Annotated in this window: 27 protein-coding genes; 18 read left to right on the top strand and 9 right to left on the bottom strand. The window is 62.5% G+C overall.

Features of this window, described 5'->3' with window-relative positions; translation table 11 throughout:
• Positions 1-11: 11 nt before the first annotated feature.
• The 3 genes from NDI72_RS17890 (at position 12) to NDI72_RS17880 (ending at position 3,048) form a co-directional block, all read left to right on the top strand.
• The gene (locus NDI72_RS17890; protein WP_283801237.1) at positions 12-1,418 is read left to right on the top strand and encodes an aminotransferase-like domain-containing protein; all 1,407 of its coding nucleotides are present in this window, start codon (positions 12-14) and stop codon (positions 1,416-1,418) included.
• Positions 1,419-1,599: 181 nt separating this feature from the next.
• Positions 1,600-2,313, top strand: a complete 714-nt coding sequence (locus NDI72_RS17885) for a pentapeptide repeat-containing protein (protein ID WP_283801235.1) — start codon at positions 1,600-1,602, stop codon at positions 2,311-2,313.
• Positions 2,314-3,048 carry a pentapeptide repeat-containing protein gene (locus tag NDI72_RS17880; RefSeq protein WP_283801234.1) on the top strand — a complete coding sequence of 245 codons (735 nt, stop codon included), beginning with the start codon at positions 2,314-2,316 and terminating at the stop codon, positions 3,046-3,048.
• A gap of 28 nt (positions 3,049-3,076) precedes the next feature.
• Here the strand turns inward: NDI72_RS17880 and NDI72_RS17875 are convergent, their stop codons facing one another.
• Positions 3,077-3,901 (bottom strand): IS5 family transposase, encoded by an 825-nt coding sequence (locus NDI72_RS17875; protein ID WP_206546859.1) that lies wholly within the window; start codon positions 3,899-3,901, stop codon positions 3,077-3,079.
• Positions 3,902-4,346: 445 nt separating this feature from the next.
• On the opposite strand from NDI72_RS17875, the gene NDI72_RS17870 reads away from it, so the two are divergent.
• The gene (locus tag NDI72_RS17870) at positions 4,347-5,084 is read left to right on the top strand and encodes a hypothetical protein (RefSeq protein WP_283801299.1); all 738 of its coding nucleotides are present in this window, start codon (positions 4,347-4,349) and stop codon (positions 5,082-5,084) included.
• Positions 5,085-5,143: 59 nt separating this feature from the next.
• On the opposite strand, the gene NDI72_RS17865 is transcribed toward NDI72_RS17870, so the two are convergent.
• The 8 genes from NDI72_RS17865 to NDI72_RS17830 form a co-directional block, all read right to left on the bottom strand.
• Positions 5,144-6,022 carry a DUF1684 domain-containing protein gene (locus NDI72_RS17865; protein WP_283801231.1) on the bottom strand — a complete coding sequence of 293 codons (879 nt, stop codon included), beginning with the start codon at positions 6,020-6,022 and terminating at the stop codon, positions 5,144-5,146.
• A 65-nt stretch (positions 6,023-6,087) separates the two neighbouring features.
• The gene (locus NDI72_RS17860) at positions 6,088-7,404 is read right to left on the bottom strand and encodes an acyl-CoA thioesterase/BAAT N-terminal domain-containing protein (RefSeq protein ID WP_283801230.1); all 1,317 of its coding nucleotides are present in this window, start codon (positions 7,402-7,404) and stop codon (positions 6,088-6,090) included.
• A 104-nt stretch (positions 7,405-7,508) separates the two neighbouring features.
• Entirely contained in the window at positions 7,509-8,423 is a 915-nt protein-coding gene (locus NDI72_RS17855; RefSeq protein ID WP_283801229.1) for an Ldh family oxidoreductase, read from the bottom strand.
• Positions 8,420-9,139 (bottom strand): GntR family transcriptional regulator, encoded by a 720-nt coding sequence (locus NDI72_RS17850; protein WP_113156766.1) that lies wholly within the window; start codon positions 9,137-9,139, stop codon positions 8,420-8,422. The genes NDI72_RS17855 and NDI72_RS17850 overlap by 4 nt, the downstream gene beginning before the upstream one ends.
• A 21-nt stretch (positions 9,140-9,160) precedes the next feature.
• Positions 9,161-9,976 (bottom strand): ABC transporter permease, encoded by an 816-nt coding sequence (locus tag NDI72_RS17845; protein WP_206544974.1) that lies wholly within the window; start codon positions 9,974-9,976, stop codon positions 9,161-9,163.
• A gap of 1 nt (position 9,977) precedes the next feature.
• Complete coding sequence (locus NDI72_RS17840; RefSeq protein WP_283801227.1) at positions 9,978-10,781, bottom strand: ABC transporter ATP-binding protein; 804 nt, start codon at positions 10,779-10,781, stop codon at positions 9,978-9,980.
• Entirely contained in the window at positions 10,781-11,800 is a 1,020-nt protein-coding gene (locus NDI72_RS17835; RefSeq protein ID WP_283801225.1) for an ABC transporter substrate-binding protein, read from the bottom strand. Before NDI72_RS17835 ends, NDI72_RS17840 begins: the two co-directional genes overlap by 1 nt.
• A gap of 220 nt (positions 11,801-12,020) precedes the next feature.
• Positions 12,021-12,857 carry a LysR family transcriptional regulator gene (locus NDI72_RS17830; RefSeq protein WP_283801223.1) on the bottom strand — a complete coding sequence of 279 codons (837 nt, stop codon included), beginning with the start codon at positions 12,855-12,857 and terminating at the stop codon, positions 12,021-12,023.
• Between the two features lie 145 nt (positions 12,858-13,002).
• On the opposite strand from NDI72_RS17830, the gene NDI72_RS17825 reads away from it, so the two are divergent.
• The 14 genes from NDI72_RS17825 (at position 13,003) to NDI72_RS17760 (ending at position 24,724) form a co-directional block, all read left to right on the top strand.
• A complete protein-coding gene (locus NDI72_RS17825; protein ID WP_283801222.1) occupies positions 13,003-13,833 on the top strand; it encodes an MBL fold metallo-hydrolase in 831 nt (276 codons plus the stop codon).
• Positions 13,830-14,570, top strand: a complete 741-nt coding sequence (locus NDI72_RS17820) for a carbohydrate ABC transporter permease (RefSeq protein WP_283801221.1) — start codon at positions 13,830-13,832, stop codon at positions 14,568-14,570. Before NDI72_RS17825 ends, NDI72_RS17820 begins: the two co-directional genes overlap by 4 nt.
• The gene (locus NDI72_RS17815; protein WP_283801219.1) at positions 14,546-14,752 is read left to right on the top strand and encodes a hypothetical protein; all 207 of its coding nucleotides are present in this window, start codon (positions 14,546-14,548) and stop codon (positions 14,750-14,752) included. Before NDI72_RS17820 ends, NDI72_RS17815 begins: the two co-directional genes overlap by 25 nt.
• Positions 14,749-15,594 carry a carbohydrate ABC transporter permease gene (locus tag NDI72_RS17810; RefSeq protein ID WP_206544968.1) on the top strand — a complete coding sequence of 282 codons (846 nt, stop codon included), beginning with the start codon at positions 14,749-14,751 and terminating at the stop codon, positions 15,592-15,594. The genes NDI72_RS17815 and NDI72_RS17810 overlap by 4 nt, the downstream gene beginning before the upstream one ends.
• 31 nt (positions 15,595-15,625) lie before the next feature.
• Positions 15,626-16,876: an extracellular solute-binding protein gene (locus NDI72_RS17805; protein ID WP_283801218.1), complete on the top strand. Its 1,251-nt coding sequence runs from the start codon at positions 15,626-15,628 to the stop codon at positions 16,874-16,876.
• 55 nt (positions 16,877-16,931) lie between these two features.
• Positions 16,932-17,996, top strand: a complete 1,065-nt coding sequence (locus NDI72_RS17800; RefSeq protein ID WP_283801217.1) for an ABC transporter ATP-binding protein — start codon at positions 16,932-16,934, stop codon at positions 17,994-17,996.
• Complete coding sequence (locus NDI72_RS17795) at positions 17,993-18,637, top strand: HAD family hydrolase (protein WP_283801215.1); 645 nt, start codon at positions 17,993-17,995, stop codon at positions 18,635-18,637. The genes NDI72_RS17800 and NDI72_RS17795 overlap by 4 nt, the downstream gene beginning before the upstream one ends.
• Before the next feature lie 16 nt (positions 18,638-18,653).
• The gene (locus NDI72_RS17790) at positions 18,654-19,319 is read left to right on the top strand and encodes an HD domain-containing protein (protein WP_283801214.1); all 666 of its coding nucleotides are present in this window, start codon (positions 18,654-18,656) and stop codon (positions 19,317-19,319) included.
• Positions 19,320-19,632: 313 nt separating this feature from the next.
• Positions 19,633-21,000 carry an NADP-specific glutamate dehydrogenase gene (gene gdhA, locus NDI72_RS17785; RefSeq protein ID WP_206544963.1) on the top strand — a complete coding sequence of 456 codons (1,368 nt, stop codon included), beginning with the start codon at positions 19,633-19,635 and terminating at the stop codon, positions 20,998-21,000.
• Positions 21,001-21,163: 163 nt separating this feature from the next.
• Complete coding sequence (locus NDI72_RS17780; RefSeq protein ID WP_113156779.1) at positions 21,164-21,754, top strand: TetR/AcrR family transcriptional regulator; 591 nt, start codon at positions 21,164-21,166, stop codon at positions 21,752-21,754.
• On the top strand, positions 21,751-22,530 hold the full coding sequence (locus NDI72_RS17775) for an enoyl-CoA hydratase/isomerase family protein (RefSeq protein ID WP_113156780.1): 780 nt from the start codon (positions 21,751-21,753) through the stop codon (positions 22,528-22,530). Before NDI72_RS17780 ends, NDI72_RS17775 begins: the two co-directional genes overlap by 4 nt.
• Position 22,531: 1 nt before the next feature.
• A complete protein-coding gene (locus NDI72_RS17770; protein WP_283801212.1) occupies positions 22,532-24,022 on the top strand; it encodes a class I adenylate-forming enzyme family protein in 1,491 nt (496 codons plus the stop codon).
• A complete protein-coding gene (locus tag NDI72_RS17765; protein WP_283801211.1) occupies positions 24,015-24,368 on the top strand; it encodes a MaoC/PaaZ C-terminal domain-containing protein in 354 nt (117 codons plus the stop codon). Before NDI72_RS17770 ends, NDI72_RS17765 begins: the two co-directional genes overlap by 8 nt.
• A complete protein-coding gene (locus NDI72_RS17760) occupies positions 24,365-24,724 on the top strand; it encodes a hotdog family protein (RefSeq protein ID WP_283801209.1) in 360 nt (119 codons plus the stop codon). The genes NDI72_RS17765 and NDI72_RS17760 overlap by 4 nt, the downstream gene beginning before the upstream one ends.
• Position 24,725 lies beyond the last annotated feature (1 nt).

Here is a 24,725-nt window from a genome sequence, read left to right as displayed (position 1 = left end):
GACAATAAGCGATGACTGAAAGCGATACGCGCCTCTCTCGCGTCGACCGCATTGTCCAGCATGTCAGCGGGCTGCTCGCCGCCGGAGCCTATAAATCCGGTGAGCGACTGCCTTCCGTGCGCCAGGCCGCGCGGGAGCATGGTGTTTCCAAAAACACCATGGCGGAGGCCTATGACAGGCTGGTTGCGCGGGGGCTGCTGGAGGCACGCGCCGGGTCTGGCTATTACGTCGCGCAGTTTCAGATCGACCGCCCCGCACCGCCCGCCCCGCATGTGGCTGCGGCGGTGGATGTGGTCTCGCTCCTGCGCGAACAGCTCGACCAGCACTATGAGGTGCGGCCGGGCGACGGCAGACCGCCGGCCTCGTGGATGGAGGGGGCAGAACTCAAACGGTATTTTTCCAGTTTCAGGACGGCGGATCCGGCTGCGGTGGATTTCGGCTATGGCAGTTCCTGGGGCTATGCGCCGCTGCGCGAGCGCCTTCGGGTTCTGCTTCTGGAACGTTCGATCACCGCCCAGCCGGACGGGCTTCTTCTCACGCATGGGGTCAATCACGGGCTCGACCTGATCATCCGGCATCTGATCGAGCCGGGTGACACGGTGTTCGTTGATGATCCGGGCTATTATCCGCTTTTCGCAAAACTGACCCTCGCCAAGGCGCAGATCATCGGCATTCGCCGCAGCCATGACGGACCGGATCTGGAAGATCTGGCCGCGAAGCTGGCGCTGCATCGGCCCAAGGTCTTTTTCACGCAGTCTCTCGCCCACAACCCCACCGGCAGCACATTGTCGCCGGCGGTTTCGTTCGGCCTCATGCAGCTTGCGGAACGCTGGGGCTTTCTGCTTGTGGAGAACGATGCCCTGGCCGACATACTGCCCGCGACATTGCCGCGGCTTGCCTCCCTCGATCAGCTCAACCGTGTGCTCTATGTCGGCACCTTCTCGAAAACGCTGTCGGCCAGTCTGCGCTGCGGTTTCGTCGCCGGTCATCCTTCCATTGTCGGGGCGCTCGGCAATCTGAAGATGCTGACCACGGTGGCCACTTCCGACTATGTGGAACGATTCGTGTTTCATCTCATTCAGGGCGGGCAGTATCTGCGGCATCTTCGAAAGCTGAAATCGCGCGTCGAGGAAGCGCACAAGACCTCGCTTGCGCGGCTTGAGGCGCTGGGGCTGACAGTTCGCAAGAGTGTCTCGCCGGGCTTTTATCTCTGGGTGGAGTTCCCCGACTCGATTGACGAGATGGCGCTCTGCCGTGCGGCCTCTGAGGAGAGCATATTCCTTGCGCCGGGCAGCGTCTTTCGGCCGGGCAGGCCGACGCAGGGCAGGGCGGCGATCCGCGTAAATGTCGCTTACGGGACGCATCCGCGCTTCCTTGCGTTTCTTGCGGATCAGCTGCAAAACGCTCCGCGCGCGTAAAGACGATGTGAGCCGGACTGTCAGGAGTGTCCTGGGGCCAGAGCCGCTTCCGATTGCAAGTTCGCGGCGCGTCTTCGATAAGGGCGCATCAAGATGCTTCGGCCTCGCCGCAAATGCATCTCCCGTCAGTATGGCGGGAGCGCGGTGGGAACAGGACAACGCTGGTTCAGAGAGTTCTTTCATGGAAGGCCGCTTTGAGATGATCTCAACAGGCGAAGGTTCCGCCACGCTCGCCGATCAGGAACTCGGTCGGGATGCGCTACGCCAGCTCACCGGGTCGGGTGCGCCGGTGGTGCTGCGGAACTGCGTTCTGGAAGACGCCGATCTCTCGCGGCTGGACATGGAGGGATGGCATTTTGAGGAATGCAATCTTACCCGGACCTGTTTTGATGGCGCGCAGCTGGATGATGCCGCTTTTGTTGGTTGCCGGGCTGCGAAGGCCAGTTTCGTTGGCGCAAAAATGACCGACGCCCGGATTGAGGGTAGTGATTTCAGCAATACAAACTTTCGGCGCGCAACGCTCACATCGGCGGTCATCACTGGCTGCAAGATGCTCGGCGCGGACCTGACGGAAGTGCGCAGCCTTGAGCTTCAGCTCGAGGAAGTGCTCCTGAGAATGGCCACCCTGCCATCGTTCTCGTTTCGCAAGAAGGTGTTGAAGCGGGTCGATTTCGGCGAGGCGGACCTGCGGATGTGCGACTTTCGCGGGGCGACATTCGAGGGCTGTTCTCTGCGGGGCGCGAATCTGGCGGATTGCCGTTTCGAGCTTGCGGATCTGCGCGACACCGATCTTGGTGAGATAAAGCTGACCGACGCCCGCCGCTTCAGGGGGGCGATGATCTCAAGGCAGCAGGCCGCCGAGCTTCTGGAACAGCTCGGGCTGCTGGTTTTCTGAATGGTCCCGATGAGCCTGGAAGAAGCCGCAGGGTTGCAGAACGTTTCGGAGAAGAGCTTCCGCGATGAGGTTCTCGACGACCTTGCGATCTTTGAAACCACGTTTTTTCGATGTGAATTCGTGAACTGCATTTTCGATGGCGGCCGGATCGGCCTGTCCACCTTTCACGACTGTCAGTTCATCGGCTGTTCGTTCCGTGACGCAAAACTGCAATCCTACCGTCTCAGCGGAGAGGAGGAGACGCAGCGCTGCACCTGGTCGCGCTGCGACCTGTCGAATGCGGTTCTGTTGAAATGCGATGTCTCGCACAATGTGTTTGGCGACTGCCTGGGCTTCATGCTGCGTCTGGAAGACTGCGATGCGGGTGAGGCGCAGCTGAAGCTCGACGTTCAGCGGCAGATCAACCATCGGCACATCATGGGCGGCTTTTCTTGCGTGCGCACGAAACTTCAGGACGCTGATCTGAATGGCCTCAATCTTGAAAGCAGCACGTTCGAGTTTTGCGATCTGCGTGGTGCGAACCTGACCGGCTGCAATCTCTCGTCCGCCAGTTTTGCAGGCTCCAATCTCAATGGAACCCGGCTGACGCGTGCGGTTTTGACGGGGGCAAGCATCGCGCATGCGCAGATCGATGAACTGGATCTGACCGAGGCGCTGACGACTGATGATCTGACCATCAGCCGTGACCAGCAGGAAAAGGTGCTGGCGCAATTCCGGATCAGGGTGCTGAATTAGAGTCTGAATCATAACGAACGCCATGTTTTCAATGTCTTGCAAGTCTGCGGGTGAGAAGGCGGATGTTGGCGATCAGGACCCATGCCTCGGCGGAAGCGATGGTTCGTTCGAAGTCCTTTGCGAGCCTGCGGCAGCGTCCGAGCCAGGCGAATGTCCTCTCGACCACCCAACGGCGCGGCAAGACCTCGAAGCCTTTGGCGGTGTCCGAGCGTTTGATGATTTCCAACGTGAACTTGCCGACCTTCTGCAATGCTCCCCTCAGCTTCGGCCCGGCATAGCCGCCATCGGCGAAGACATGACGCAGCCACGGCCAGCGCTTGAGGATCGATTTCAGGACGGCGGGCGCGCCGTCGCGGTCCTGAATGTCGGCGGCGTGAATGACCAGCCCGACCATGAGGCCGAGTGTGTCGACGACGATATGGCGCTTGCGGCCCATGACTTTCTTGCCGGCGTCGAAGCCCCGTATTCCGCCGCTTTCGGTGGTCTTGACCGACTGGCTATCGATGACGCCGGCACTGGGACTGGCCTCCTTGCCTTCGCGTTCGCGAGCCGCCATCACCAGTTCATTGTTGATGGCGCGAAGCCGACCCTCGTCACGCCAGCGGTAGAAGTATTTCTGTACCGTCGAGAACGGCGGAAAATCCTTCGGCAAGAGCCGCCACGCGCCGCCCGAGGAGGCCATATACAAAAGCGCGTTCACCACCTCGCGCAGGGCCGTCTTGCGCGGCCGACCAATGCGGTTTGGCGACGGCATCAGCGGTTCGATCAGCGCCCACTCCGCGTCGGTCAAATCGCTTGCGTAGCGGGGGCAGCGCCGCTCATAGTGCCGGCGAGTGGTTTCGGTCCAGGCCATCGTGATCTCCGTCGAATCTCAGAAATCCGACTGAATCATAACCCGCTGAAATCACTCGCTCCTTTTTGGAACGGACACTTAGGGTCAGGACCCAGTAATATTGATCATCTGAAAAATACTTTTACCGCTCCGGTGAGAGTTGATGGAAACGATGCAGGAAATGGCCAAAATCATCTGGCGTATGTTTCGGCTTTCGCGACGCTTTCGGAAAAAACCAGTTCACTTGCCCTGTATGATGAAATAAATGTTTGTGAGTTCTGAGTTTGGCGAAGTTTTACGCTGAATCCCAGGGACAAGGGGTGGCCGGTGTCTGCCGGAGCGAGGGGGGAATATGACCGAACATTGTGCGGGCAAGAGTGGTGGTTTCTCAGCTGCGCGCCTCTTCAGGGCCGCGCTGGCGGGTTTTGCCCTGTGCTCTGCGTCCGCTGCGGCGCAGGCCAGCGACATGCTTGGCGCGACAGAGGCCGAAATCCAGGATCAGCAGCGATGGCGGGTGATTTTCAGCCCCTATGTTTGGGGCGCGTCGCTCAACGGCACGGCGGGCGTTCTTGGATATAGCACTGATGTGAAAATGCCCTTTCATGAGATCTTTAAGAATCTCGATGTCGGATTGATGGGCAATCTGGAAGTCACGAATGGCCCGTTCGGCGTCTATGTCGACGGCCAGTACGTCAAGACCAGCCAGGATGAAGACATTCTGGACAATGAACTGGCGTTGCAGGTCATCAACACCACGCTTGCCGCCGGCGCCTATTATCGCGTTTACGAGCAGGAGTTGGGTGGCGCGACGCTCTTTGGCAGGCCGCGCGTGTTCGCAATCGAGCCGACGCTTGGTGTTCGCTGGACACAGATAGACGCCAAGGTCGAAGTCGGACCGATGACCGCTCGCCGGAAGGTGCAGTGGACCGACCCGTTCATCGGCGCGCGGATGATCTACGACATTGATGACCGGTGGAATTTTGCGGCGGAAGCAGACATTGGCGGCTTTGGCGCCGGCACTGATTTCAGTGCGCACGGTCAGGCCTATCTCGGCTACCGGACCATGATCCGCGACGTTCCGACCATGTTCCGCGTCGGCTATCGCGTTCTGTATCAGGACTATGATGGCGGCGACAATGTCAGCGACTTCAAGTATCGCGTGACCCAGCATGGCCCGGTCGTTGGGCTTTCCATCACATTTTAGGGTGTTGTGCCGCCAGGGGAAACACTTGGCGGCACATGCCTGAAGACTGTGGAGGCCGGTCAGTCCTTGGGCTGATAGGTCATGGTCCGCGCAATGTTCTGTGCAGGGCGTTTTTCGCCGGCCAGAACCTCGAAGTCGAGGTGGTTTTCCGGCGGAACCAGCGGGCAGGTCACGAAGTTCGTGAAGGCGCAGGGCAGTGCCACAGCATAGTTGAAATCGATCCAGTCGATGCGGCTGTTGGTCTCGTCGGTGAACTGAAGTTCAATGACGCGGCCGGCGCCATAGCTCACGGGACCATTGGTCTTGTCGCGCACATGGGCGACCGGCTGTACGCCGTCCGGCGTGTCCTTGCCGATGAGAACGAGTTCGTGGCTCTTGCCTTTGTACTCGAAGGTGAAGGTGCCCATGCGCGGCGTGGATTCACGCACGCCTTCTTCCACGGTTTCGGCCTCGTAGTCGGTGCGTTCGCTCGGCGTGTAGACGCCGCGAATGCGCCATTCGGGATCGTAATCGAAAGCGGTGACGCCGGCGTCTTCCAGACGTGTGGCCTCAAGCGGGTCGCGCACGCGCACGCCGAAAAGCGGCTGGCCGTCATGCGTCGTGCGCAGAAGCGTTTCCACCTCGTTGCGGCCGAAATAGACCGGAAGGCTGTCGCCATGACCATAGGTCTGGTTGCGGCCCGGAATGATCTCCACCGGGCCCGTGGGGTATTCGCCGTCCACCGACAGGTTCGGGCCTTCGGCGGGCGGGGTGAACATGATGCGTCCGTCTTCCACCGACCAGGTGCCCGGCAGAAGGTCAAAGGTGACGCCCTGATCGTCTTTCTCCAGCCAGTACTGCGCAACCAGCGAAGTCCAACCATACGGGCGGAACATCTTGGCGACGTGGGCATAGCGCCACTCGCGCCATTGACCTTCCAGGTGTTCTGTCGTGGGCATGTTCATCTTCCTTTCGAAGGATTCAGTTGTCTGCTTGCGCAAAAGAAAGTGGATGGACCGGCGCTTCAGCCGGCCGGGCGTGTGAGCTCGTCGAGGAATGCGAGGACACCGCGCCAGGAGCCTTCATCCGCCCGTGCGTTGCCCGATGGCGTGCCGCCATTCGTGTAGGGCACTTTCGAAACCGGGTGCTCGCGGCTCAACTGGGTTGAGGGCACGAAGGGCAGGTTGATCGCATGGCCGGCGTCATCGAAATCGAGGTGACGAACGAGGTGCGGGTGGTCGTGCCGGTTGAGGGTCGAAACCACCATCTTTGAGTAGAGGCTCGATGGCCAGGCGCGGTCGTCGCGGCCCGAAACGAGCAGGACGGCGGCCTTCGTGTTCTCGATCGGAATGCGCGCGCGTGCGGCCAGATCGGTGTCCTTCAGGCCCTCGAAGAAGACGGAATGATGCCGGGTCGGTGGTGCATCGCCGCCCCAGGGGTGCCAGTGCACGGCCTTGTTGTCCTGCCAGAGATGGGTAAGCGGCTCACCACCCCGGGTCCAGGTCACGCCCTGCCAGCCGCCACGCGCGGGATCGCCGGCACCCTGTGCGCCATGCACCATGGCGCCCGGCACATAGGCGATCACGGCGGAGATGAGATCGGGGAAGGTCGAGCCGAGAAGCAGGGAGAGTTCGCCGCCGCGCGACTGCCCGGCCACCGCCACGAAACCGTCGCGCGGCTTGAGCGTGCGGTGCGCCCAGTTGAGGCCGGTCTCCAGATATTCGAGCGGGGTTTCGGTGATGAAGGGCGACAGGCCCGGAGCCTTGAAATAGCCGAGCGCAAAAGCCTGATAGCCATGGGAGGCGTAAAGCGCGCCGCGCGGCTCGTTGATGCCGCCGCCGGAACCATTGAGCACCACCACGACGGGATGCGGGCCGGGGCCTGCGGGTGTGAACAGCGTGCCGACCAGTCCGTCTTCGCGGATTTCCTGCCGTTCCACGCCTTCCGCTGCGAGACGCTGGAGAAGCGCACCCTCTGCCTTGACGCCAGCGGCGGTTTCCGCCGTCAGCGCCGTCTTCAGCGGCTGCATGACGTCGTCGGGGAAGAGCTCCTGACTGTTGCTGTCGACCGGCTTCTGGCTCCAGATGAGGCCCATTGCCGAGATTTCCGCATAATCGCCGCCAACGGGCGCATCGCGGGTCAGATCCACGACGCCATCGGCATCGGCCATGAATGTCGCCTGGCTGTACCAGACAACGCCGCCCGCCCGCACCGTCCGCGCGGAGATCGCGACGAGTTCATCGGGCGCGAGGCCCGAGACGACGATGCGGCGGGGCTCGTCGATCAGGCCGTCAGCGGGGGTGACGGAAACAACGGGCGCGGAAGCAGGATTTGTCGTCATCTAGAGCACCATTTCTGCAAGAGGGGTGGTCAGCCATTTCCGGGCATTGGCGCGCAGAGGGGCTGAGCCGGAGGCACTCCGGCCGTGTCGGGAAAGGCGTGGCATTATCGGTTTGCCTCACCTGTCATGCGTGCGAGCTGAGCATCGAGGCGTTTGGCAAAATCATAGCCCAGCGCGGCTTCGGGCGAGCGTGCGCCGCCGCGCGGCCAGTGACCGCCGCTTCCGGTCCAGTCGCTTTTGAGGGCTGCAAGCCGGGCCTGCCAGTCGATGCTGTCTCCGGCTGCTTCAGGGTCGAAGGCGAGCAGGAACACGCCCCGGCCTTTCGGATCGTCGCGGCCACCGCCGGCGACACCGGCCAGAAGTTCGACCACGAGGCCAAGCAGAGAGCCAACCTGTCCGCCGCGCGGCAGAAGTGCGGCAACCTCGGAGGCGATTGTGGTCGGCTGCCCTTCACCATTCAGCGCAATACCCTCCGGCAGGGGAGCGCCGGTGCTGCGGGCGTTGCGGATGTCGGCCATGGTGGCGGTGCTGCTTGCCACGTCGATCACCACGCGGTCCGCGCCGGTGCCCATGGCGAGGGCGAACGGATTGGTGCCGATGACGGCGCGCGTGCCGCCATGGGCGGCGACGAAAGGCGGGCCTTCGGCCCCGGCGATCCCGACAAGGCCGGCATCGGCGAGATGGCGCACGAAGGGAGCAAGCCGGCCGAAGCCCCTGACGCCACGCAGAAAGACGGCGGCGATGCCCTTCTCGCGTGCGGCATGGTTGAGGTCCAGCGTGGCGCTCGCAACGGCAAGCGGTGCAAAGGAGGCAGAGCAGTCGAGCCAGCTTACGGTCTGCGGGGTTTCGGCAGTAGGGACGGGCGCGGCGTCGGCCGTCCACTCATCCAGCATGGCAATGCCGAAGCGCGACAGGTTGAGCGCGTCGGCCTCGATCAGTGCTGCTGCGGCAAGTTTCGCTGCCGGAGTGTCGCCAAGCGCTGCCGAGAGCCGCGCAACTGCGTCGGGAAATGCGATCATTCGTCCATGCCCCGCGCTGCATTGCCGATCTGGACTTCGCCAGCGGACAGATAACCGAGCGTCATCAGGCGTTCGATCAGGAACGCCCGGCTGCTCTTGATGTGTTCGGCCTCGATGGCGGCGGCCCTTTCGCCATCGCCGGCCTCGATGGCGTCGACAAGCGCCGTGTGCTCGTCCGAGTGCTCGCCGATCTTGACCGAGAAATCGATTGCGAAGCGCAGAAGGCGTTCAAGCTCGTCGAACAGGGTTTCCGAGAGAGCGACAACGCGCTTGTTGCGGCTGCACTGCGCGATGGCGACGTGGAAGCGCCGCGCCACCTGCTGCATGGCCCCGATGTCGAGCGGCGTTGCATATTCGGCAACGATTTCGCGCAGCTCGGCGATGTCGGCCGGAGTGGCGTAGCGCGCTGCCTGCCGTGCGGCATGCGGGCCGATGGCCGCGCGCAGGTCCAGGATTTCGTGGACGGCCTGAAACGTGATGGTGGCCACGCGATAACCGCTGCGCGGAAGGATCGTCACGAGCCCGTCGGCCGCGAGCTTCTGCATGGCGTCGCGCACCGGCGTTTTCGAAACGTCGTAGTCACGCGCAATGGCGTTGGTGTCGAGCGTGGTGCCCGGTGCGAGTTCGCAGCGCACGATTTTCTGCCGGAGCGCAAGATAGATGCGCTCCGAGACGGGTGTGTGGGCGTTGGGGGCCGGGCCGGTGTCGACGGTCATGAGCCTCTTTTCCTCAGCCGATCAGTTCTTCGCCCAGGCTACGAAGTGCCGCTCCAGCGCCTCAAGGGCGAGGATGGTGAGATAGCCCATGACCGAAATCACGACGATGCCGACGAACATGCGCGAGACCGCAAAGGTCTGCCACGATGCCCAGATGAAGAAGCCGACGCCGCTGCGCGCACCGAGGAACTCGGCGGCTGCGATGATGATGTAGGACGAACCTGCAGCAAGCTTCAGGCCGGTGAAGATGCTTGGCAGCGCAGCCGGGAAGGCGATGCGCGTGAAGGTCTGGAACCGGCTCGCGCCTGCGTTCTTGGCGACATCCATGTAAATCTGCGGGGTCTGCAGGACGCCGCCCATGGTGTTGTAGAACATCAGGAAGAACACGCCGATGGCGATGACGACGAATTTGGATGCATCGCCGACGCCGAAGATCAGCAGGATCAGTGGGAGGATGGCGATCTTCGGCACCGGATAGAGTGCCGAGAAGATCGGACCGAGGATGCGGCGGGCAGGCTGGGACAGGCCCAGAATGAGGCCGAGCGTGATGCCCGGAATGGCGCCCATCATGTAGCCGATGCCCACACGGCGCAGGGTTGCGCCCATATGCTCGAAAAGCTCCAGGCTCACGATCATGCGCCAGGCGGTTTCGGCGATGGCGCTGGGAGCCGGGAAGAAACGGCGGTCGATCAGGTTGAACTGGCTCGACAGTTCCCAGATCAAAAGGAGCAGAAGCGGGCTGAAATAGGACGCGAAGCGGAACAGTTTTTCACGCCGTGCCGGCGCTTTGAGCCGGCGGAGTTCGTCTTCTGTCAGTATCGTGGTCGCAGTGCTCATCTCATGCCTCCGCAGGAGAGGCCAGCAAGCGCCAGACCTCGTAAGTCATATCCCAGAAACGCTTGTCGCGGCGCATCTCCACAACGTCGCGCGGACGTTCGAAGGGGACACGCATGTCGGCGACCAGCCTGCCGGGGCGCGGCGACATGACGAGAACGCGATCCGCCAGCGTCAGCGCTTCATCGACACTGTGCGTGATGAAGACCACGGTCTTGCCGGTTGTTTCCCAGATACGCAGCAATTCCTGCTGGAGGACCAGGCGCGTCTGCTCATCCAGTGCGCCGAACGGCTCATCCATCAAGAGGATGTCGCGGTCGTCGACAAGCGCGCGCGCCACGGAGACGCGCTGCTTCATGCCGCCGGAAAGCTGATGGGGAAGGGCGTTCGCGAAGTCGGTCAGGCCCGTCAGCGTCAGCATTTCGCGCACACGCGTCTCCTGCTGTGCACGGGGCGCGCCTTTGAGGCTCAGAGGGAACGCGATGTTCTGCGACACGGTCAGCCAGGGCAGCACGGACGCTTCCTGGAAAACCATCGCCGGCGGCGTCGAACTGTGCAGCTTCACGGAACCGCTCAGCTCGTCCTCAAGGCCGGCGAGAATGCGAAGAACCGTGGTCTTGCCGCAGCCACTGGGGCCAACGATGCACACGAATTCGCCGCGCTCGACCTCAAAGCTGACGTCGGAGACGGCCACGGTCACGCGGTCGTCCTGGCTGTCGTAGAACGCTTTGGTCAGATGGCTGACCTCGATGGCCGCTCCGGCGGTCTTCGCCGGAGACGGACGCACTTTTTCCTGCACGGCCTGCATCACTTCTTGCTTGCGAGGAGTTCGTTGGCACGCTGCAGAAGATCGCGGCGATAAACGCTGTCGATGTCGGAATTGCCCTCATATTCGAGCGCGCCGCGCTGACGGAAGAACTCTTCCTGTTCACGCACCGATTCCATGTCGATGGCGCCGTCTTCGGAGCGGACCGTATAGGGAATGCCGCGCAGGGCGTCGGGCTCGGTGCCGGTGTAGTTCGACACGATCTCGAGGATCTTGTCGTCTTCCCAGCCGCCATTGTCGAGCTGGCGTGCAGCTTTCAGATAGGCTGCCATGAAACGCACAACCGCGTCCTCGTTCTCTTCGACGAAGTCCTGGTTGAAGGCGATCAAGCCAAGCTCGGTGCCAAAGGTGTGATCCTCGACCAGACGGCGGCCAAGACCCTGCTTTTCAAGCTGGTGGGCGAAGGGCTCGATGCTCCAGCCCGCTTCAAGCCCGCCATTGGCGAAGGCGGCGGCGGTCGCGGGCGGCGGCAGGTAGACCGGCTCGACGTCGTCGATGGTCAGGCCACCCTTTTCGAGCGCCTTTGCGACCGAATACATGCCAAAGCCGCCGGGGCCGGGAATTCCGATGCGCTTGCCCTTGAGGTCGGCAACGGTGCGGATGCCTTCATCCCAGGCCGTTTGCGACACCATGAAAGGCGACGGGGAGGGAACCGTGTTCGGCATGCGCGCCGAGGTGGCGATGATGGAAACCGTGGCGCCGCGATCAAGCGCGTTGAAGAGGCTGGAGGCCCAGGTGGCGGCACCCGCTTCAATGTTGCCGGAGGCGAGCATCTGGATGGTCTCGGCCGTGTTGCCCTTCGGCGAGAGCGTCACGTCGACGCCGAACTCATCGAAATATCCCAGATCTTCCGCGACGAAGAAGGGCGCATAGTCGGCAAAGGGAGAATAGAGGAACTCGATCTCCGGCAGGTCTTCGGCCTTTGTTGGCAGGGTGGCTGCCGGTGCCAAAGCGACAGCAAACGCGGCTGCCATGAGAACACGACGACTGACTGAGGGCATGCGTGAGACTCCTCCTTCTCCGCAAGGAAAACTGGCCGGCGCCTGACATTTCCGCCCCTGTCCGAAGCCTTTCCGGGCCGTGGGCAGGGAGAACGTCATGCCGGAAATGAAACCGTACAACTGATACATCAGTGGCGCAACCTGATATTTTCATTTTGGTACTGTTGTATCGATTGAAGCAATTTCGCCTGTGCCGGGCGGGGTAAATCGGGGGAGGTGCCTAGCCGAAACGCCGGGCGCAATTGCAGAACTCCCTGAGCAGCGGGTTCTGGTTCGCCGGCGACCAGAAAAGCGCGAGCTCGTGGTCTGGCAGCGCCGGCTCGGTGGGCTTCAGAACCAGTTCGGGGCTCATGGAGAGCGTGTCCGGCGAGATCAGGCAGACGCCGACACCCGCCGTTGCAAGCGCCATCTGGGACTGCGCGGTGCTGACCTGGGTGTGGACGATGCGCGGCGTGAAGCCCAGCGCATGAAGGCCGGCCATCTGATAATCGTAATGCGCGCGGTGATAGTTTCGCGGCGCGAGAATGATCTCCAGATGCGCCAGATCCTCCGACAGGCGCGGCGGCGTCGGAATGGTCAGGAAGGCAGCGTCCAGCTCGCCTTCGTTCAGCTTCTGGCTCAGCTCTTCGGCGGAAAGTTCGGTGAGGAAGAAATCGCTTGCCGGATGGCTTTTGCGAAACCGCTGCAGCAATTGGGTGGTTGCCGGATAGGACATGTAATTGGGAATGCCTATCTTGAGCTCCCGCGCATTGCGCCGCCCTTCGAGTGTTTCGATGGCCTCGCCGAAAATGTCGAGCACCCGCTGCGCCTGTCCGAGCAGAAACTGCCCTTCCGGCGTCAGCCTCAGCAGCCGGTTTCCGCGTTCGACGAGACGCACGCCCAGTGTCGTTTCAAGCTGCGAAATCTGCTGGCTCAGCGTGGGCTGGCTGATGGCGAGCGACTTTGCCGCGCGGTTGAAGCCGCTCAGGCGGGCCAGTTCGTCGAAATAGATGAGCTGGCGCAGGCTCACATTGCGCATGCGGCGCAGAATGGACGGTTCGATGGGATTGCCGGACATGCCCTGACACTTTCGCGTTTGATCACGGCACCCCGCCTATAGGTTTTATCTATCAGTCGGATGACATTCGAATTGAACTGTCATGCAGGTGAAATGCAGCCGACTTAACCGTCGCCGCCATCGCGTTTCGGTTCAGGCGGTTTTTGTGTCACTTGCTCTAAAAGTTCTGGGTTCGTCGGGTGGGTATCCCGTGCGGGGGCTTCCCTGTTCGGGTTATCTGGTTACGGCCGATCAGGAAAACATCCTTCTCGATTGTGGTCCCGGCATCGCAACCGCTCTGCTTGCCGATGGCAGGCATTGCGGGCTGGATGGGGTGGTCATCAGCCATCTGCATCCCGATCACGTTCTGGATCTCGTGCCGCTTGCCTATGCGCTTCTGGCCGAATGGCTCGTGGATGGGCGCACCGCTCCGCTGCCGCTTTGCATTCCGCAGGGCGGTTTGCAGTTTCTTCAGCGGTTCTCCGACCTGTTCGGTCACCGCAACTGGCAGTTCCCGAGCGATGTGGACGAACCCGGAAAGCGGGCGCTTGCCGCCTCGGTTCAGGAGCGGCACGACTGGCTTCTGACGGTTTTCGATGTTCGTGAGTATGCCATCGGAGACACGCTCAGGCTTGGCGCGAACCTCATCGAAACGCATGCGGTGGATCACAATGCGCCGACGGCCGCGATGCGGATCGAGAAGGACGGCGCGCGCATCGTCTACTCGGCAGATGCGCGTTTTGACCCGACCCTGGTGGGTTTCGCCGCTTCCGCCGATCTTTTTCTGGTGGATGCGCATATGTCCGGCCCGCTTGCCGGCGGCGCGCATATGAGCCCTGTCGAGGCGGGCAGGCTGGCCGCTCTCGCAAAGGCCCACGAACTGGTGCTCTGCCATCTCGCAGCGCCTGAAGACGGGCCGAGCGCGCGCGCCGCGGCAGCGCAGCATTTCAGCGGTGCAATCCATCTCGCCTTTGAAACGCGTGAGTATCGCCTGTGACCGTTTCTCCCGCAGCGCTTCTGACACCCATTCCGGCAGCGCCCACAGGCATCGGGCAGCGCATTGCGCCCTATCTGCTGGTCGGCCCGCTGATGTTGCTCCTGTTCGTCTTTGCGATCCTGCCGTGTCTTCTGACGCTGCTGCTCGCCTTCTTCGACGTGGACATTCTGGCCGGTACCATTCGCTTCGTCGGGTTCGAGAATTTCACCCGGGCTGCCGCGCGCGGCGAGGTGCTCAACAGCCTGCGCGTCACCTTCACCTACATTCTCCTGACCGTGCCGCCATCGATGATCCTCGGCCTTTTGATCGCGCTCGCGATCAACAGTCTGCGGCGCGGGCGCGCATTCTGGCAGGCGGTCTACTTCCTTCCGGTCGCGGCCACGCTGGTTGCCATGTCGATCGTGTGGCGCTGGATGTTCGTCGGGCGTCGCGGCATCGTCGACCAGACGCTTGGTCAGATGACCGGCCTGGTCGACTGGCTGAACTCGCCCGTGCTTTCCCTGCCGGCGGTCGCCATTGTCGGCAACTGGCAGCAGGTCGGCTTTGTCGTCGTTCTTTATCTCGCGGCGCTTGCCGCCGTGCCGCGCCACCAGATCGACGCCGCGCGGGTGGATGGCGCGGGTGCATGGCACCGCTTCTGGCACGTCACCTGGCTGCCATCGGCCCGACCACGGTGTTTGTCGGCATCATCACTTCAGTCAATGCGCTGCGGGTGTTCGACACGGTTTCGACGATGACCGGCGGCGGCCCTTCGCGCAGCAGCCAGACGCTCGCTCACCTCATGTGGGAACGGGGCATCTACTTCTTCGACATCGGCGGGGGATCGGTGGTCACGCTCGTTCTTCTGGCGCTCGCCATCGCCGCAACCGCGCTCCAGCGCATCATGACCGCACGGCTCGAGAAGGCTGGAACGCGATGACCCAATCAATCGACACGACCCGCGCCCGCCTGGTTGCAGGCGGCACCCATCTGGCGCTCGCTGCAGGCGCGGTTTTCATGCTGCTGCCTTTCTGGCTGATGCTGCGCACCTCGTTCACCGCGCCGGATCAGGTCTTTGCCGGGAACATTCTGGCGCTCAGTGATTTCAGCCTCGAGAACTATCGCCGCGTTTTCGCGGAAGTGCCGCTGCTTCGCTATTATCTGAACGGCATTTTCGTGGTGACCGCCATCTTCATCGGGCAGGTGATCGTCTGCGTTCCCGCAGCCTATGCGCTGTCGCGGCTGCGCTTTTCCGGGCGCGAAGTCGGGTTGTGGCTGGTGCTGGCCGCGATGATGGTTCCCTATCACGCCACGGCCATTCCGATTTACGTGCTTTTGTCGCGCTTCGGCATGATCAACACGCATGGCGCGCTCATCCTGCCGTTCATCGGTTCGGCCTTCAGCGTTTTTCTGCTGCGGCAGTTTTTCCTGTCGATCCCGCAATCGGTTTTCGAGTCGGCGCGGCTCGATGGCGCGTCCTCGCTGCGCACGCTGGTGCACATCGTCTTCCCGATGGCGCGGCCGGCCATCGTCACTTTCGGCATCCTCAGTTTCGTGTCGCACTGGAACGACTATTTCTGGCCGTCCTTCGTGCTGCGCAACGATTTCGCCGCCACGGTTCCCTTCGGCATCGTCAAGTTTCTCGATCAGGAGCTTGGTGCGGATTACGGGCCGCAAATGGCGGCTGCAACCCTGACCGTCCTGCCTCTTCTCGTCGGTTTCCTCATCGCCCAGCGGCAGCTCATCGCCGGCATCGCGATGACCTCCGGGCAGGTCGACTGACATCATCTCACATCACATCTGGAGCCAATTCATGAAACGCCTTCTCACCACCACCGCACTTCTCGCCATGATCAGCGCGACGCCTGCACTCGCCCAGACCGAGCTGCGGCTGGTCTCCGGTCAGGAAAAACAGAACGGCGCAGTTCTGAAACAGGTCTTCGAGGCCTTCAACGCCGGCCAGAAGGACGTTTCGGTCAATCTGGAACTCGACAACCAGTCAGATCTCGACACCACGCAGAAGGTTCTGGCCGACATCGTTGCCGGCTCCGCTCCGGATGCGGTTCGCGTGACCGGCGCCGTGCTGCGGGCCTATGTGGATTCTGGCCGCGCGCAGCCGCTGGACGAATGTCTTGCCTCGGCTCCCGAACTGGCGGCGCAGCTCGACAAGGGACTGGTCGACAATTTCCGTGTCGACGGCAAGCTCTATGCCATGCCCTGGTATGTCACCCTGCCTGCGCTGTTCGTGAACGCGGATGCATTTGTGGCCGCAGGCCTCGACCCGCAGAACCCGCCGCGCAACTGGAGCGAGCTTGAGGCCGCTGCCGCCAGGCTGAGCGATGGTTCAGGCAACCGTTTTGGCGTTCTGATGTACATGCCGAACACCTATGTCTACGAAAGTCAGCTTCTCTCGTCGGGCGGCGGGATGGTCGATGGCGAGGGCCGGTCCGGCGTTGCCAGCAAGGCTTCGGTCGAGCTGATGGCGTTCATGCGGGGCCTCGTCGAGAAACAGCAGATGCCCGCGCTGGCGCCCTCGACCTTCTGGGGTGAGGCTTCGCGCATGTTCCAATCGGGCGAAGTGGCGATGCTTCTGAGCTCGTCCTCCGCCTATAACAACGTCTCCAGCAACATCGCGTTCGATCTGGCGGTTGCACCGATGCCGGCCCGTGACGGCGAGGAGGCGCTGACGGCGGCTTCCGGCAATGGTTTCGTGATGCTCGCGACGGACCCGGAGCGCCAGAAAGCCACCTGCAAGGCGCTCCTCTCACTCGTTGCGCCCGAGAGCGTTGCCGCCACGGTGAAGGCGACGGCCTCTTCGCCGATCAATGTCACTGCGGCGCAGACGCCGGAACTGCTCGGCGACTTCTATGCGGAAAACCCCGCGCTCATGGCTCTGAACGGCCAGGAAAACCGCCCCTGGTACACGCTGCCGGGCCGCGCCAACAATGAGTTCCAGAGCAATTTCGGCGATATCCAGCACCAGATCCTGACCGGCGCTGTCGAACCGCAGGAGGGCATGAGCCGCCTTGCCGACATCATGAACGAGCTGAACGAAGCCCAATGATCGCACGCAACGGATCGGCCCGGAAAGCAGGCCCGCAGGCATGGGGGAGAACCCCATGCCCGTCGCGGTTCGCAATCTCACAAAGCACTGGCCGGGCGCGGAGCGTCCGGTTTTCTCCAGTCTCGATATCGACTGCCCGGCAGGCGGCATCACGATCATCGTCGGCCCTTCGGGCTGCGGGAAGACAACGCTGCTGCGTTGCCTGAGCGGGCTTGAAACGCCCACATCGGGCAGCATTCTGTTCGGTAAGCAGGATGTCACGCAGGTGGATTCCCAGCATCGCGGCGTGGCCATGGTGTTCCAGAACTATGCGCTCTACCCGACCAAGACGGTGTTCGAGAACATCGCTTTTCCGCTGCGCATGGCGCGGCTTGATGCGCAGAGCATTCGCACGCGGGTCAGGGCCGCAGCCGCATTGACGCGCATGGAGCCATATCTTGACCGCTACCCGGCGCAGCTTTCCGGCGGCCAGCGGCAGCGCGTGGGCATTGCGCGCGCCATGGTGCGCGGCCCGGCGGTTCTGCTGATGGATGAGCCGCTGTCCAATCTGGACACCAAGCTGCGGATCGAGATGCGGGCGGAACTGGGCGCGTTGCAGCGCCAGATCGGCTCCACCACCGTCTATGTGACCCACGACCAGACGGAAGCGCTTGCGCTTGCCGACCATCTGATCGTCATGCGCGATGGCCGCATTGAGCAGCAGGGCGCGCCGGAAGACATTTTCACGAGCCCGGCAAACACCTTCGTCGCCGATTTTCTTGGCTCCATGAACCTTGTCGATGTGACACGTTCCGAAGACAGGGTTTTCGTCACATCGGGCGCGGTGCGGCTGGACGGGCTGCCGAAGGCCCCGCTCTCGCCAATGTTCCGCCTCGGCTTCCGCGCCGAAGACGTGCAACTGGGACCGGTGGACGGCGAGAAGGCCACATTGCCGGTCACCGTCAGGCGTTCGGAACTGATGGGCTCGGAACGCCTCGTTCATATGGAATGCGGCGGGCTTGCACTGCGCGCCCGGCTGAAAGAAGTGGTGCGGCCGGACGATCGGCTCGAACTCCACATTCCGGCCGGGGCGCTTCACTATTTCGATGAGACAGGAAAACGCGTGGCGGGTGCAGTATGAAAAACAACCACGTGATCTGGGACTGGAACGGCACTCTGCTGGACGATTTTGCCATCACGGCGCAAATCACCGCCGATGCCCTTGCAGAGCTTGGGCGGCCGGGCGTGACGCCCGAAATGGTGCGGGAACATTACCGGCGTCCGTTGTCGGAGTATTTCAGTGCGCTTCTGGGGCGGATTGCACGTCCAGACGAGCTTCGCCATCTTGGCGAGGCCTATGAGCGCAATTACGATCCGGCGATGCACGGACTTCCGCTCGCCATCGATGCGCTGGACGCGCTCTCCACACTGGCAGAACGCGCCAACCAGTCGCTTCTGTCCATGGCGCCGCATGGCCAGATCGAACAACTGATCGAGCATCACGGCCTCGGGAGCCATTTCACGCTCGTGGAGGGCTTTACGGGAACCGGACACCCGACCAAGCGGGAGAGCCTCGAACGTCATTGCGAGACGCTTGATGTGAACCCGCGAGCGTGCTGGCTGATCGGCGACACGGTTGACGACTTCGCGGCGGCTGCGCCGCTCGGCGTCAGGACCGCGCTGGTGACGACCGGCATGCAGGGGCGGGATGCGCTGCTTGCAACGGGCGCGCCCGTTTTCGACAGTCTGGCGGACGCCGCCGAACATATTCTGAATGCCTGAAAAGAGAACGAGTTTCATGCCGCATAGCAAACTGATCGCTGACCTCGAAGCCGCCTTCGAGGCGCATGACGACAGCAGCGACAACAGCCACGACATCAACCATGCACGCCGCGTGATGCGTTCCGCTCTTGAGATTGCTGCGGGGGAAGGCGGCGGCAATCAGCGCGTGATCATCGCCGCAGCCTATCTCCATGACTGGATCAACCTACCGAAGAATCACCCGGATCGCGCGCGGGCCTCCGCCCTGTCGGCCGAGGCCGCACGGCCCATTCTCAAATCCCTGGGTTTTGACGAGGCCGAACGCGAGGCTGCATGTCACGCCATCGTGGCGCACAGTTTCTCGGCGGGCATTGCGCCGGAAACGCTGGAAGCGAAGGCGCTGCAGGATGCAGACCGTCTTGAGGCGCTGGGGGCCATCGGCCTTGCGCGCACCTTCGCCATTTCCGGCCAGCTCGGCTCCAGCCTGTTCGACGGAGAAGACCCCTTTGCCGTCAATCGCCCGCTCGATGACAAGCGCTACTCGGTGGATCATTTCGAGGTGAAGCTGCTGCGCCTTCCCGAGACGATGCAGACCTCCATGGGGCGTCAGCTCGCGGACCGGCGCGCCGATGTGCTGCGCCGTTTTCTGGCGGATCTGGCGGAAGAGCTTGGCGCTGCCCTTCCTCAGGGTGCAAGGGGCTAGTCTGCGTTCGCGCGGCCGGAAGGCTGCAATCCCGGGCGTCGCGGCGTTCTGCGGCGCTCAAAACATGTTCATCCACTTCCAAATGCTCAGAGTGTGGAAATCCAACACGCATGGGTTGAAATTCAAATTCGCCTTGTCGGATGGCGGATAAGCGAATATTTCTCCAGTCGAGTTCGCTTCGATACTGCTTTTCCGGGGCAGGTCTACTGAATTCTCTTTCTCGATGAGGGATGATGCCGCGCCAGCGTGTGCGGGGTCTTTCATCGTCAATGCTTTGAGTAAAACGGCGACGCGGTTTTTGCGTCGGGGGGAAATGAAAAGGGATGAATTTTTGAGTACGGTTGACGAAAAACTTGAGCCTATTCTTGCAGACGTATTACGCCGTAGCGCAGGAGAAACGGAATTTCACCAGGCAGTGGTGGAAGTTCTCCAGAGCATTGGCCGGGTGATCGCGAAACACCCGGAATATGCCGACAACGCGCTGATCGAGCGCATCTGCGAACCGGAGCGCCAGATCATTTTCCGCGTTCCATGGGTCGATGATGCCGGCAACGTGCAGATCTCCCGCGGCTTCCGGGTTCAGTTCAACTCCGCACTCGGCCCCTACAAGGGCGGTATCCGCTTTCATCCCACCGTCAATCTCGGCATCGTCAAGTTTCTTGGCTTCGAGCAGATCTTCAAGAACGCACTGACCGGTCTTCCGATCGGCGGCGGCAAGGGCGGTTCGGACTTCAATCCGCGCGGTCGTTCGGATGCGGAAGTGATGCGCTTCTGCCAGTCCTTCATGACCGAGCTGCACCGTCATATCGGCGAGTACACCGACGTGCCGGCCGGCGACATCGGTGTCGGCGGTCGCGAGATCGGCTATCTGTTCGGCCAGTACAAGCGTCTCACCAACCGCTATGAGGCAGGGGTTCTGACCGGCAAGGCGCTTTCCTATGGCGGCTCGCAGGCGCGCAAGGAAGCGACCGGTTACGGCGCGGCCTATTTCGTCGACCGCATGCTGCGCACCCGCAAGATGGATTTCGAAGGCAAGCGCGTCAGCGTTTCCGGTTCGGGCAATGTGGCCACCTACGCGATGGAAAAAATCATCGAGTTCGGCGGCGTCATCGTATCCTGCTCGGATTCAGGCGGCTACATCGTCGATGAAAACGGCATCGACCTCGATCTGGTCAAGGAGATCAAGCAGAAGCGTCGCGGCCGTATCTCGGAATATGTGAAGCTCAAGGGCGCCGGTGCGCACTTTGTCGAGAAGGGCTCCATCTGGGATGTGCCCTGCGATGTCGCCATGCCTTCGGCCACGCAGAACGAGCTGACCGGCAAGGACGCGCAGACGCTGGTGAAGAACGGCCTCATCGCCGTTGGCGAAGGCGCAAACATGCCGTCGACGCCCGAGGCCGTGCGCGTGTTCCAGGAAGCCGGCATCCTGTTCGCCCCGGGCAAGGCGGCCAATGCAGGCGGCGTCGCCACCTCGGCGCTGGAAATGCAGCAGAACGCATCGCGTGCCAGCTGGACCTTCGAGCGCACGGAAGAGCGCCTGGCCGAGATCATGGCGCATATCCATGACACCTGTGCCGAAACCGCCGATGAATACGGCTCGCCCGGCGACTATGTTCTGGGCGCTAACATCGCCGGTTTCGTGCGTGTTGCAGAAGCCATGGACGCGCTTGGCGTCATCTGACGCCCTCTATCGGCATTCCAGAGAAACGAGCCCGCGCGACCTGTTTCGCGCGGGTTTTTCGTATGGGTTTCCGCTTTTTGGGGCTCAAAATCTGCAAACGGAGGAAAATCGCAGCCGGATCAAGTGCGGATTTTGCTTGAAACTGAAACATGAATCATTATTCATGTATGTCATGGCAGAACCGAAGACGAAACGCGGCCAGATAAGGCGCGCCAAGATCCTTGCAGCAGCCGAGACGGTCATGGGCGACCAGGGCTTTTCCGCCGCGTCCATTGCCGAGATCACACGGCTGGCGGATACGGCGCTCGGCACATTCTACGTGTATTTCACCAGCAAGGAACAGGTTTTCCGCGAGCTGGTGCTGGAGATGGGGCGGATCACGCGCGCGATCGTAGGTGAGGCGATCAGCGATGCGCCCGACCGTCTGAGCGCGGAGCGGGCCGGGCTCGAAGCCTTTTTACGCTTCGTCGCCGAAAGGCCGCAGCTCTACCGGATCGTTGAGGAGGCGCGGTTCGTCGATCCGGAGGCCTATCGGGACTATTTCTGGCATTTCGGGCAGGCCTACACGCTTGGCCTGCGCGAGGCGCAGAAGCGCGGCGAGATTTCTGCGGGCGATCCGGAGGTGCGGGCCTATGCGCTGATGGGCATCTCCAAGGCGCTCGGAGACCGTTACGTGCTGTGGGAGGAGACACCCGACATTGAGCGGGTGGTTGAGGAGGCGCATAAGATGATCTGTCACGGGCTTGCCCCATGAGTTCGCACGAACCCTCGTTCGTCCGAACTGAAATTCGCAGCGCGCCCGGCGGGTGCGACTGTTTCGTGATCACCCTGGCCGCGCCCCGCGCCAATGCGCTGGAGCCGGATTTTCTGGCCGCAATTGAGGCCGCTCAGGAAGATTTCGAGGATACCGGCCTCCGCCGTGCACTGATCTGCGGCGGACGCAATTTTTCCACTGGCGGCGATGTCGGCCGGTTTCTGGAAGCGGCCTGCGACGGGCAGGCGGTAGCCTATGCCGAGCGGGTCGTGCCGCTTTTACAGCGCTGCGTGCTGCGGATGATCGGCCAGAAGGCCATTGTCGCTCTGGCTGGCCGGGGTGCGATTACCGGCGGATCCGCCGGTTTCCTGTTTGCTTCCGACTTGGCCGTTCTGGCTCCTGATGCATTCGTGCAGCCCTATTACGGGGTAATGGGCTTTGCGCCTGATGGCGGTTGGACGGCCACGCTGCCGGAGCGGATCGGCGCGGGTGCCGCACAGGACTGGCTCCTGAACGACCGGCGGTTTGGAGCGGAGGAACTCATGGCGCGCGGGCTCGCCTGCGCCGTCGACCCTGATCCGGAAAATGCTGCGCTCGCCCGGCTGGCCGCGCTCGACATCGATATGGCGCTCGCCGGCAAGGCGCTCATCTGGGATGCCGCAAGACGGGCGCAGGTGGAGGCGCGGCTTGCAGCAGAGACCGAAGCCTTTCGCACCCTGATCCCGCTTGAGGCGACACGGGCGAAGATGGCGGCATTTCTTGGCAAGGAGGCTTGAGATGTTCGAGACCGTTCCCGACATGGCCTGCAAACGGGCCGAGATTTCACCCGATGCACTGGCCTTTCGCGATGCCGAAACAGGCCGCGCGTGGACCTTTTTCGATGTGAATGCCGCAGCCGATGGCATTGCCGAGGGGCTGCGCCGGGCCAGATTGGGCGAGGGCGACCGGCTGGCGATCCTCTGTCTGAACCGGGTGGAGTTCTTCCTCACGCTGTTCGCCTGCCAGAAGACAGGCATCATCCTGTGTCCGCTGAACTGGCGGCAGCCGGCACCCGAACTGGTTGAAACGCTGGAGCCGGTGAATGCAAAGGCCATCCTGCATGATGCGATGCATGCCGGTCTGGCGGCGGATGTGGCCGCGAAGATCGGCGCGGCGCTGTTCGGTTTCGACGATGCGCTTCATGGCTGGATCGCGCAGGGTGGTCCGGCGCTGCGCGCGGCGGTGCCCGCGACGCGCCCCTGGTATCTCCTGTTCACATCGGGCACGACCGGACGGCCCAAGGCGGTGATCCAGACTGCGCGCATGGCCTGGGCGAATGCGATCAATATCGGGCAGGCCATCGGCCTTACGGCAGAGGATCGTTCGGTGAACTTCCTGCCGCTGTTCCACACGGCCGGGATCAATCTCTACACGCTGCCGGTCTTCCTGAACGGCGCAAGCTCGACGGTCCTGCCGAAATTCGATGCCGAAAGGCTGCTCGCCATGCTGCGCGCGGGCGAGCTGACACAGGTATTCGGCGTGCCGGCCATCTATCAGGCGTTGTCGCTCATGCCGGGCATCGAAGACGTCGACTGGACCGCCATTCGCTGCGGTTGCGGCGGCGCGCCGCTGCCGGAACCGCTGATCCGTTTCTTCGCCGAACGCGGGGCTTATGTGTTGAATGGTTTCGGCATGACGGAAACCGGGCCCACCGTGTTCCTGATGGATGCCGCCCGCGCTGCCGAGAAGATCGGTTCGGTCGGGCGGGCGCAGATGATGACGGATGTGCGCCTTGCAGGCGTCCCCGATGGCGCGCCCGGTTCCGGGGAGATCCAGTTGCGCGGCCCCAACATCACGCCCGGCTATTTCGAGAACCCGGAAGCGACGGAAAAGACTTTCACGCCCGATGGCTGGCTGCACACCGGCGATGTGGGGCGGCGCGATGCGGATGGCTATTACTTCATCGTTGACCGGATCAAGGACATGTTCGTCTCTGGCGGCGAGAACGTGTATCCCGCAGAGGTCGAGCGTGCGCTCAACGCGCATCCCGCCGTGCTGGAGGTGGCCGTTGTGGGCTGCGCGGACGAGAAATGGGGTGAGGTGGGCGTCGCCTTTTTGGTTCTGCGCCCCGACGCCGAGCTTGATGTCGAGACGCTGCGGCCATGGTGCCGCGAAAGGCTCGCCGGTTACAAGGTGCCGGTGCGCTTCTGCGTGCTGGAGGATTTTCCACGCACTGCCGCCGGCAAGGTGCGCAAACCCGATCTCAGAGAGTTTTTGACCGATGCTTGACCTGTCCGCCCGCTGGTTGCCCAGCCAGGAGGAGTTCGACGCCTTTGCTGCGGTGTCGGGTGACGACAACGCGATCCATGTGGACCCCGAATTCTCGGCCCGCACGAGCTTTGGCCGCACCGTCAGCCACGGCATGCTGATCTATTCCAAGCTCTGGGGCCTGTTGCAGAAGGCTGAGCCCGGCGCGCGCCAGGTCAGCCAGACAATGATGTTTCCCAACCCCGCCTTTGCCGGTGAGGCGGTTGCGCTGACGGTTCGTGAAACCGCGCCGGGAACGCTTGAAATGAAGGCGGTGCGGGTTGCAGACGCCGCAGAACTGCTTGTCGGGGAGGCAAGGATCGCATGATGGAGACCGGACAGAGCGCCACCGTGCGCCGCACCTATTCCGCTGCCGATCTTTTGGCCTATGCAGCGCTTTCCGGCGCGGCCCCGGAAAGCCAGGTGCCAGAACCGCTGATCGCGGCGCTGTTTTCCTATCTTCTGGGCGTAAAGCTTCCGGGCTCGGGCACCAACTATCTCAAGCAGGAACTGGCTTTCAAGGCACCGGCGCCGCTCGACACCGAACTGACGGCGACAGTCGAGATCACCCGTCTTCGGCCGGAAAAGCATCTGGTCGATCTATGGGCGCGCTGCACCGCACCTGATGGCACGGTGATCTGCGAGGGCCGTTCGCTGGTCAAGGCAAAGGATGTCGGGGCCTGAC

The sequence above is a fragment of the Nitratireductor sp. GZWM139 genome (assembly GCF_030068685.1).
Taxonomy (GTDB): domain Bacteria; phylum Pseudomonadota; class Alphaproteobacteria; order Rhizobiales; family Rhizobiaceae; genus Nitratireductor; species Nitratireductor aquimarinus.
The sequence above is the reverse complement of the archived record's forward strand: the minus strand, read 5'-3'. Positions and strand labels throughout refer to the sequence as shown.

Excerpts from the sequence above, each read along its gene's own strand:
- NDI72_RS17890 (WP_283801237.1), top strand. The coding sequence starts at position 12 with ATGACTGAAAGCGATACGCGCCTCTCTCGCGTCGACCGCATTGTCCAG.
- NDI72_RS17885 (WP_283801235.1), top strand. The coding sequence starts at position 1,600 with ATGGAAGGCCGCTTTGAGATGATCTCAACAGGCGAAGGTTCCGCCACG.
- NDI72_RS17880 (WP_283801234.1), top strand. The coding sequence starts at position 2,314 with ATGGTCCCGATGAGCCTGGAAGAAGCCGCAGGGTTGCAGAACGTTTCG.
- NDI72_RS17875 (WP_206546859.1), bottom strand. The coding sequence starts at position 3,901 with ATGGCCTGGACCGAAACCACTCGCCGGCACTATGAGCGGCGCTGCCCC.
- NDI72_RS17870 (WP_283801299.1), top strand. The coding sequence starts at position 4,347 with ATGCTTGGCGCGACAGAGGCCGAAATCCAGGATCAGCAGCGATGGCGG.
- NDI72_RS17865 (WP_283801231.1), bottom strand. The coding sequence starts at position 6,022 with ATGCCCACGACAGAACACCTGGAAGGTCAATGGCGCGAGTGGCGCTAT.
- NDI72_RS17860 (WP_283801230.1), bottom strand. The coding sequence starts at position 7,404 with ATGACGACAAATCCTGCTTCCGCGCCCGTTGTTTCCGTCACCCCCGCT.
- NDI72_RS17855 (WP_283801229.1), bottom strand. The coding sequence starts at position 8,423 with ATGATCGCATTTCCCGACGCAGTTGCGCGGCTCTCGGCAGCGCTTGGC.
- NDI72_RS17850 (WP_113156766.1), bottom strand. The coding sequence starts at position 9,139 with ATGACCGTCGACACCGGCCCGGCCCCCAACGCCCACACACCCGTCTCG.
- NDI72_RS17845 (WP_206544974.1), bottom strand. The coding sequence starts at position 9,976 with ATGAGCACTGCGACCACGATACTGACAGAAGACGAACTCCGCCGGCTC.
- NDI72_RS17840 (WP_283801227.1), bottom strand. The coding sequence starts at position 10,781 with ATGCAGGCCGTGCAGGAAAAAGTGCGTCCGTCTCCGGCGAAGACCGCC.
- NDI72_RS17835 (WP_283801225.1), bottom strand. The coding sequence starts at position 11,800 with ATGCCCTCAGTCAGTCGTCGTGTTCTCATGGCAGCCGCGTTTGCTGTC.
- NDI72_RS17830 (WP_283801223.1), bottom strand. The coding sequence starts at position 12,857 with ATGTCCGGCAATCCCATCGAACCGTCCATTCTGCGCCGCATGCGCAAT.
- NDI72_RS17810 (WP_206544968.1), top strand. The coding sequence starts at position 14,749 with ATGACCCAATCAATCGACACGACCCGCGCCCGCCTGGTTGCAGGCGGC.
- NDI72_RS17805 (WP_283801218.1), top strand. The coding sequence starts at position 15,626 with ATGAAACGCCTTCTCACCACCACCGCACTTCTCGCCATGATCAGCGCG.
- NDI72_RS17800 (WP_283801217.1), top strand. The coding sequence starts at position 16,932 with ATGCCCGTCGCGGTTCGCAATCTCACAAAGCACTGGCCGGGCGCGGAG.
- NDI72_RS17795 (WP_283801215.1), top strand. The coding sequence starts at position 17,993 with ATGAAAAACAACCACGTGATCTGGGACTGGAACGGCACTCTGCTGGAC.
- NDI72_RS17790 (WP_283801214.1), top strand. The coding sequence starts at position 18,654 with ATGCCGCATAGCAAACTGATCGCTGACCTCGAAGCCGCCTTCGAGGCG.
- gdhA (WP_206544963.1), top strand. The coding sequence starts at position 19,633 with ATGAAAAGGGATGAATTTTTGAGTACGGTTGACGAAAAACTTGAGCCT.
- NDI72_RS17780 (WP_113156779.1), top strand. The coding sequence starts at position 21,164 with ATGTATGTCATGGCAGAACCGAAGACGAAACGCGGCCAGATAAGGCGC.
- NDI72_RS17775 (WP_113156780.1), top strand. The coding sequence starts at position 21,751 with ATGAGTTCGCACGAACCCTCGTTCGTCCGAACTGAAATTCGCAGCGCG.
- NDI72_RS17770 (WP_283801212.1), top strand. The coding sequence starts at position 22,532 with ATGTTCGAGACCGTTCCCGACATGGCCTGCAAACGGGCCGAGATTTCA.
- NDI72_RS17765 (WP_283801211.1), top strand. The coding sequence starts at position 24,015 with ATGCTTGACCTGTCCGCCCGCTGGTTGCCCAGCCAGGAGGAGTTCGAC.
- NDI72_RS17760 (WP_283801209.1), top strand. The coding sequence starts at position 24,365 with ATGATGGAGACCGGACAGAGCGCCACCGTGCGCCGCACCTATTCCGCT.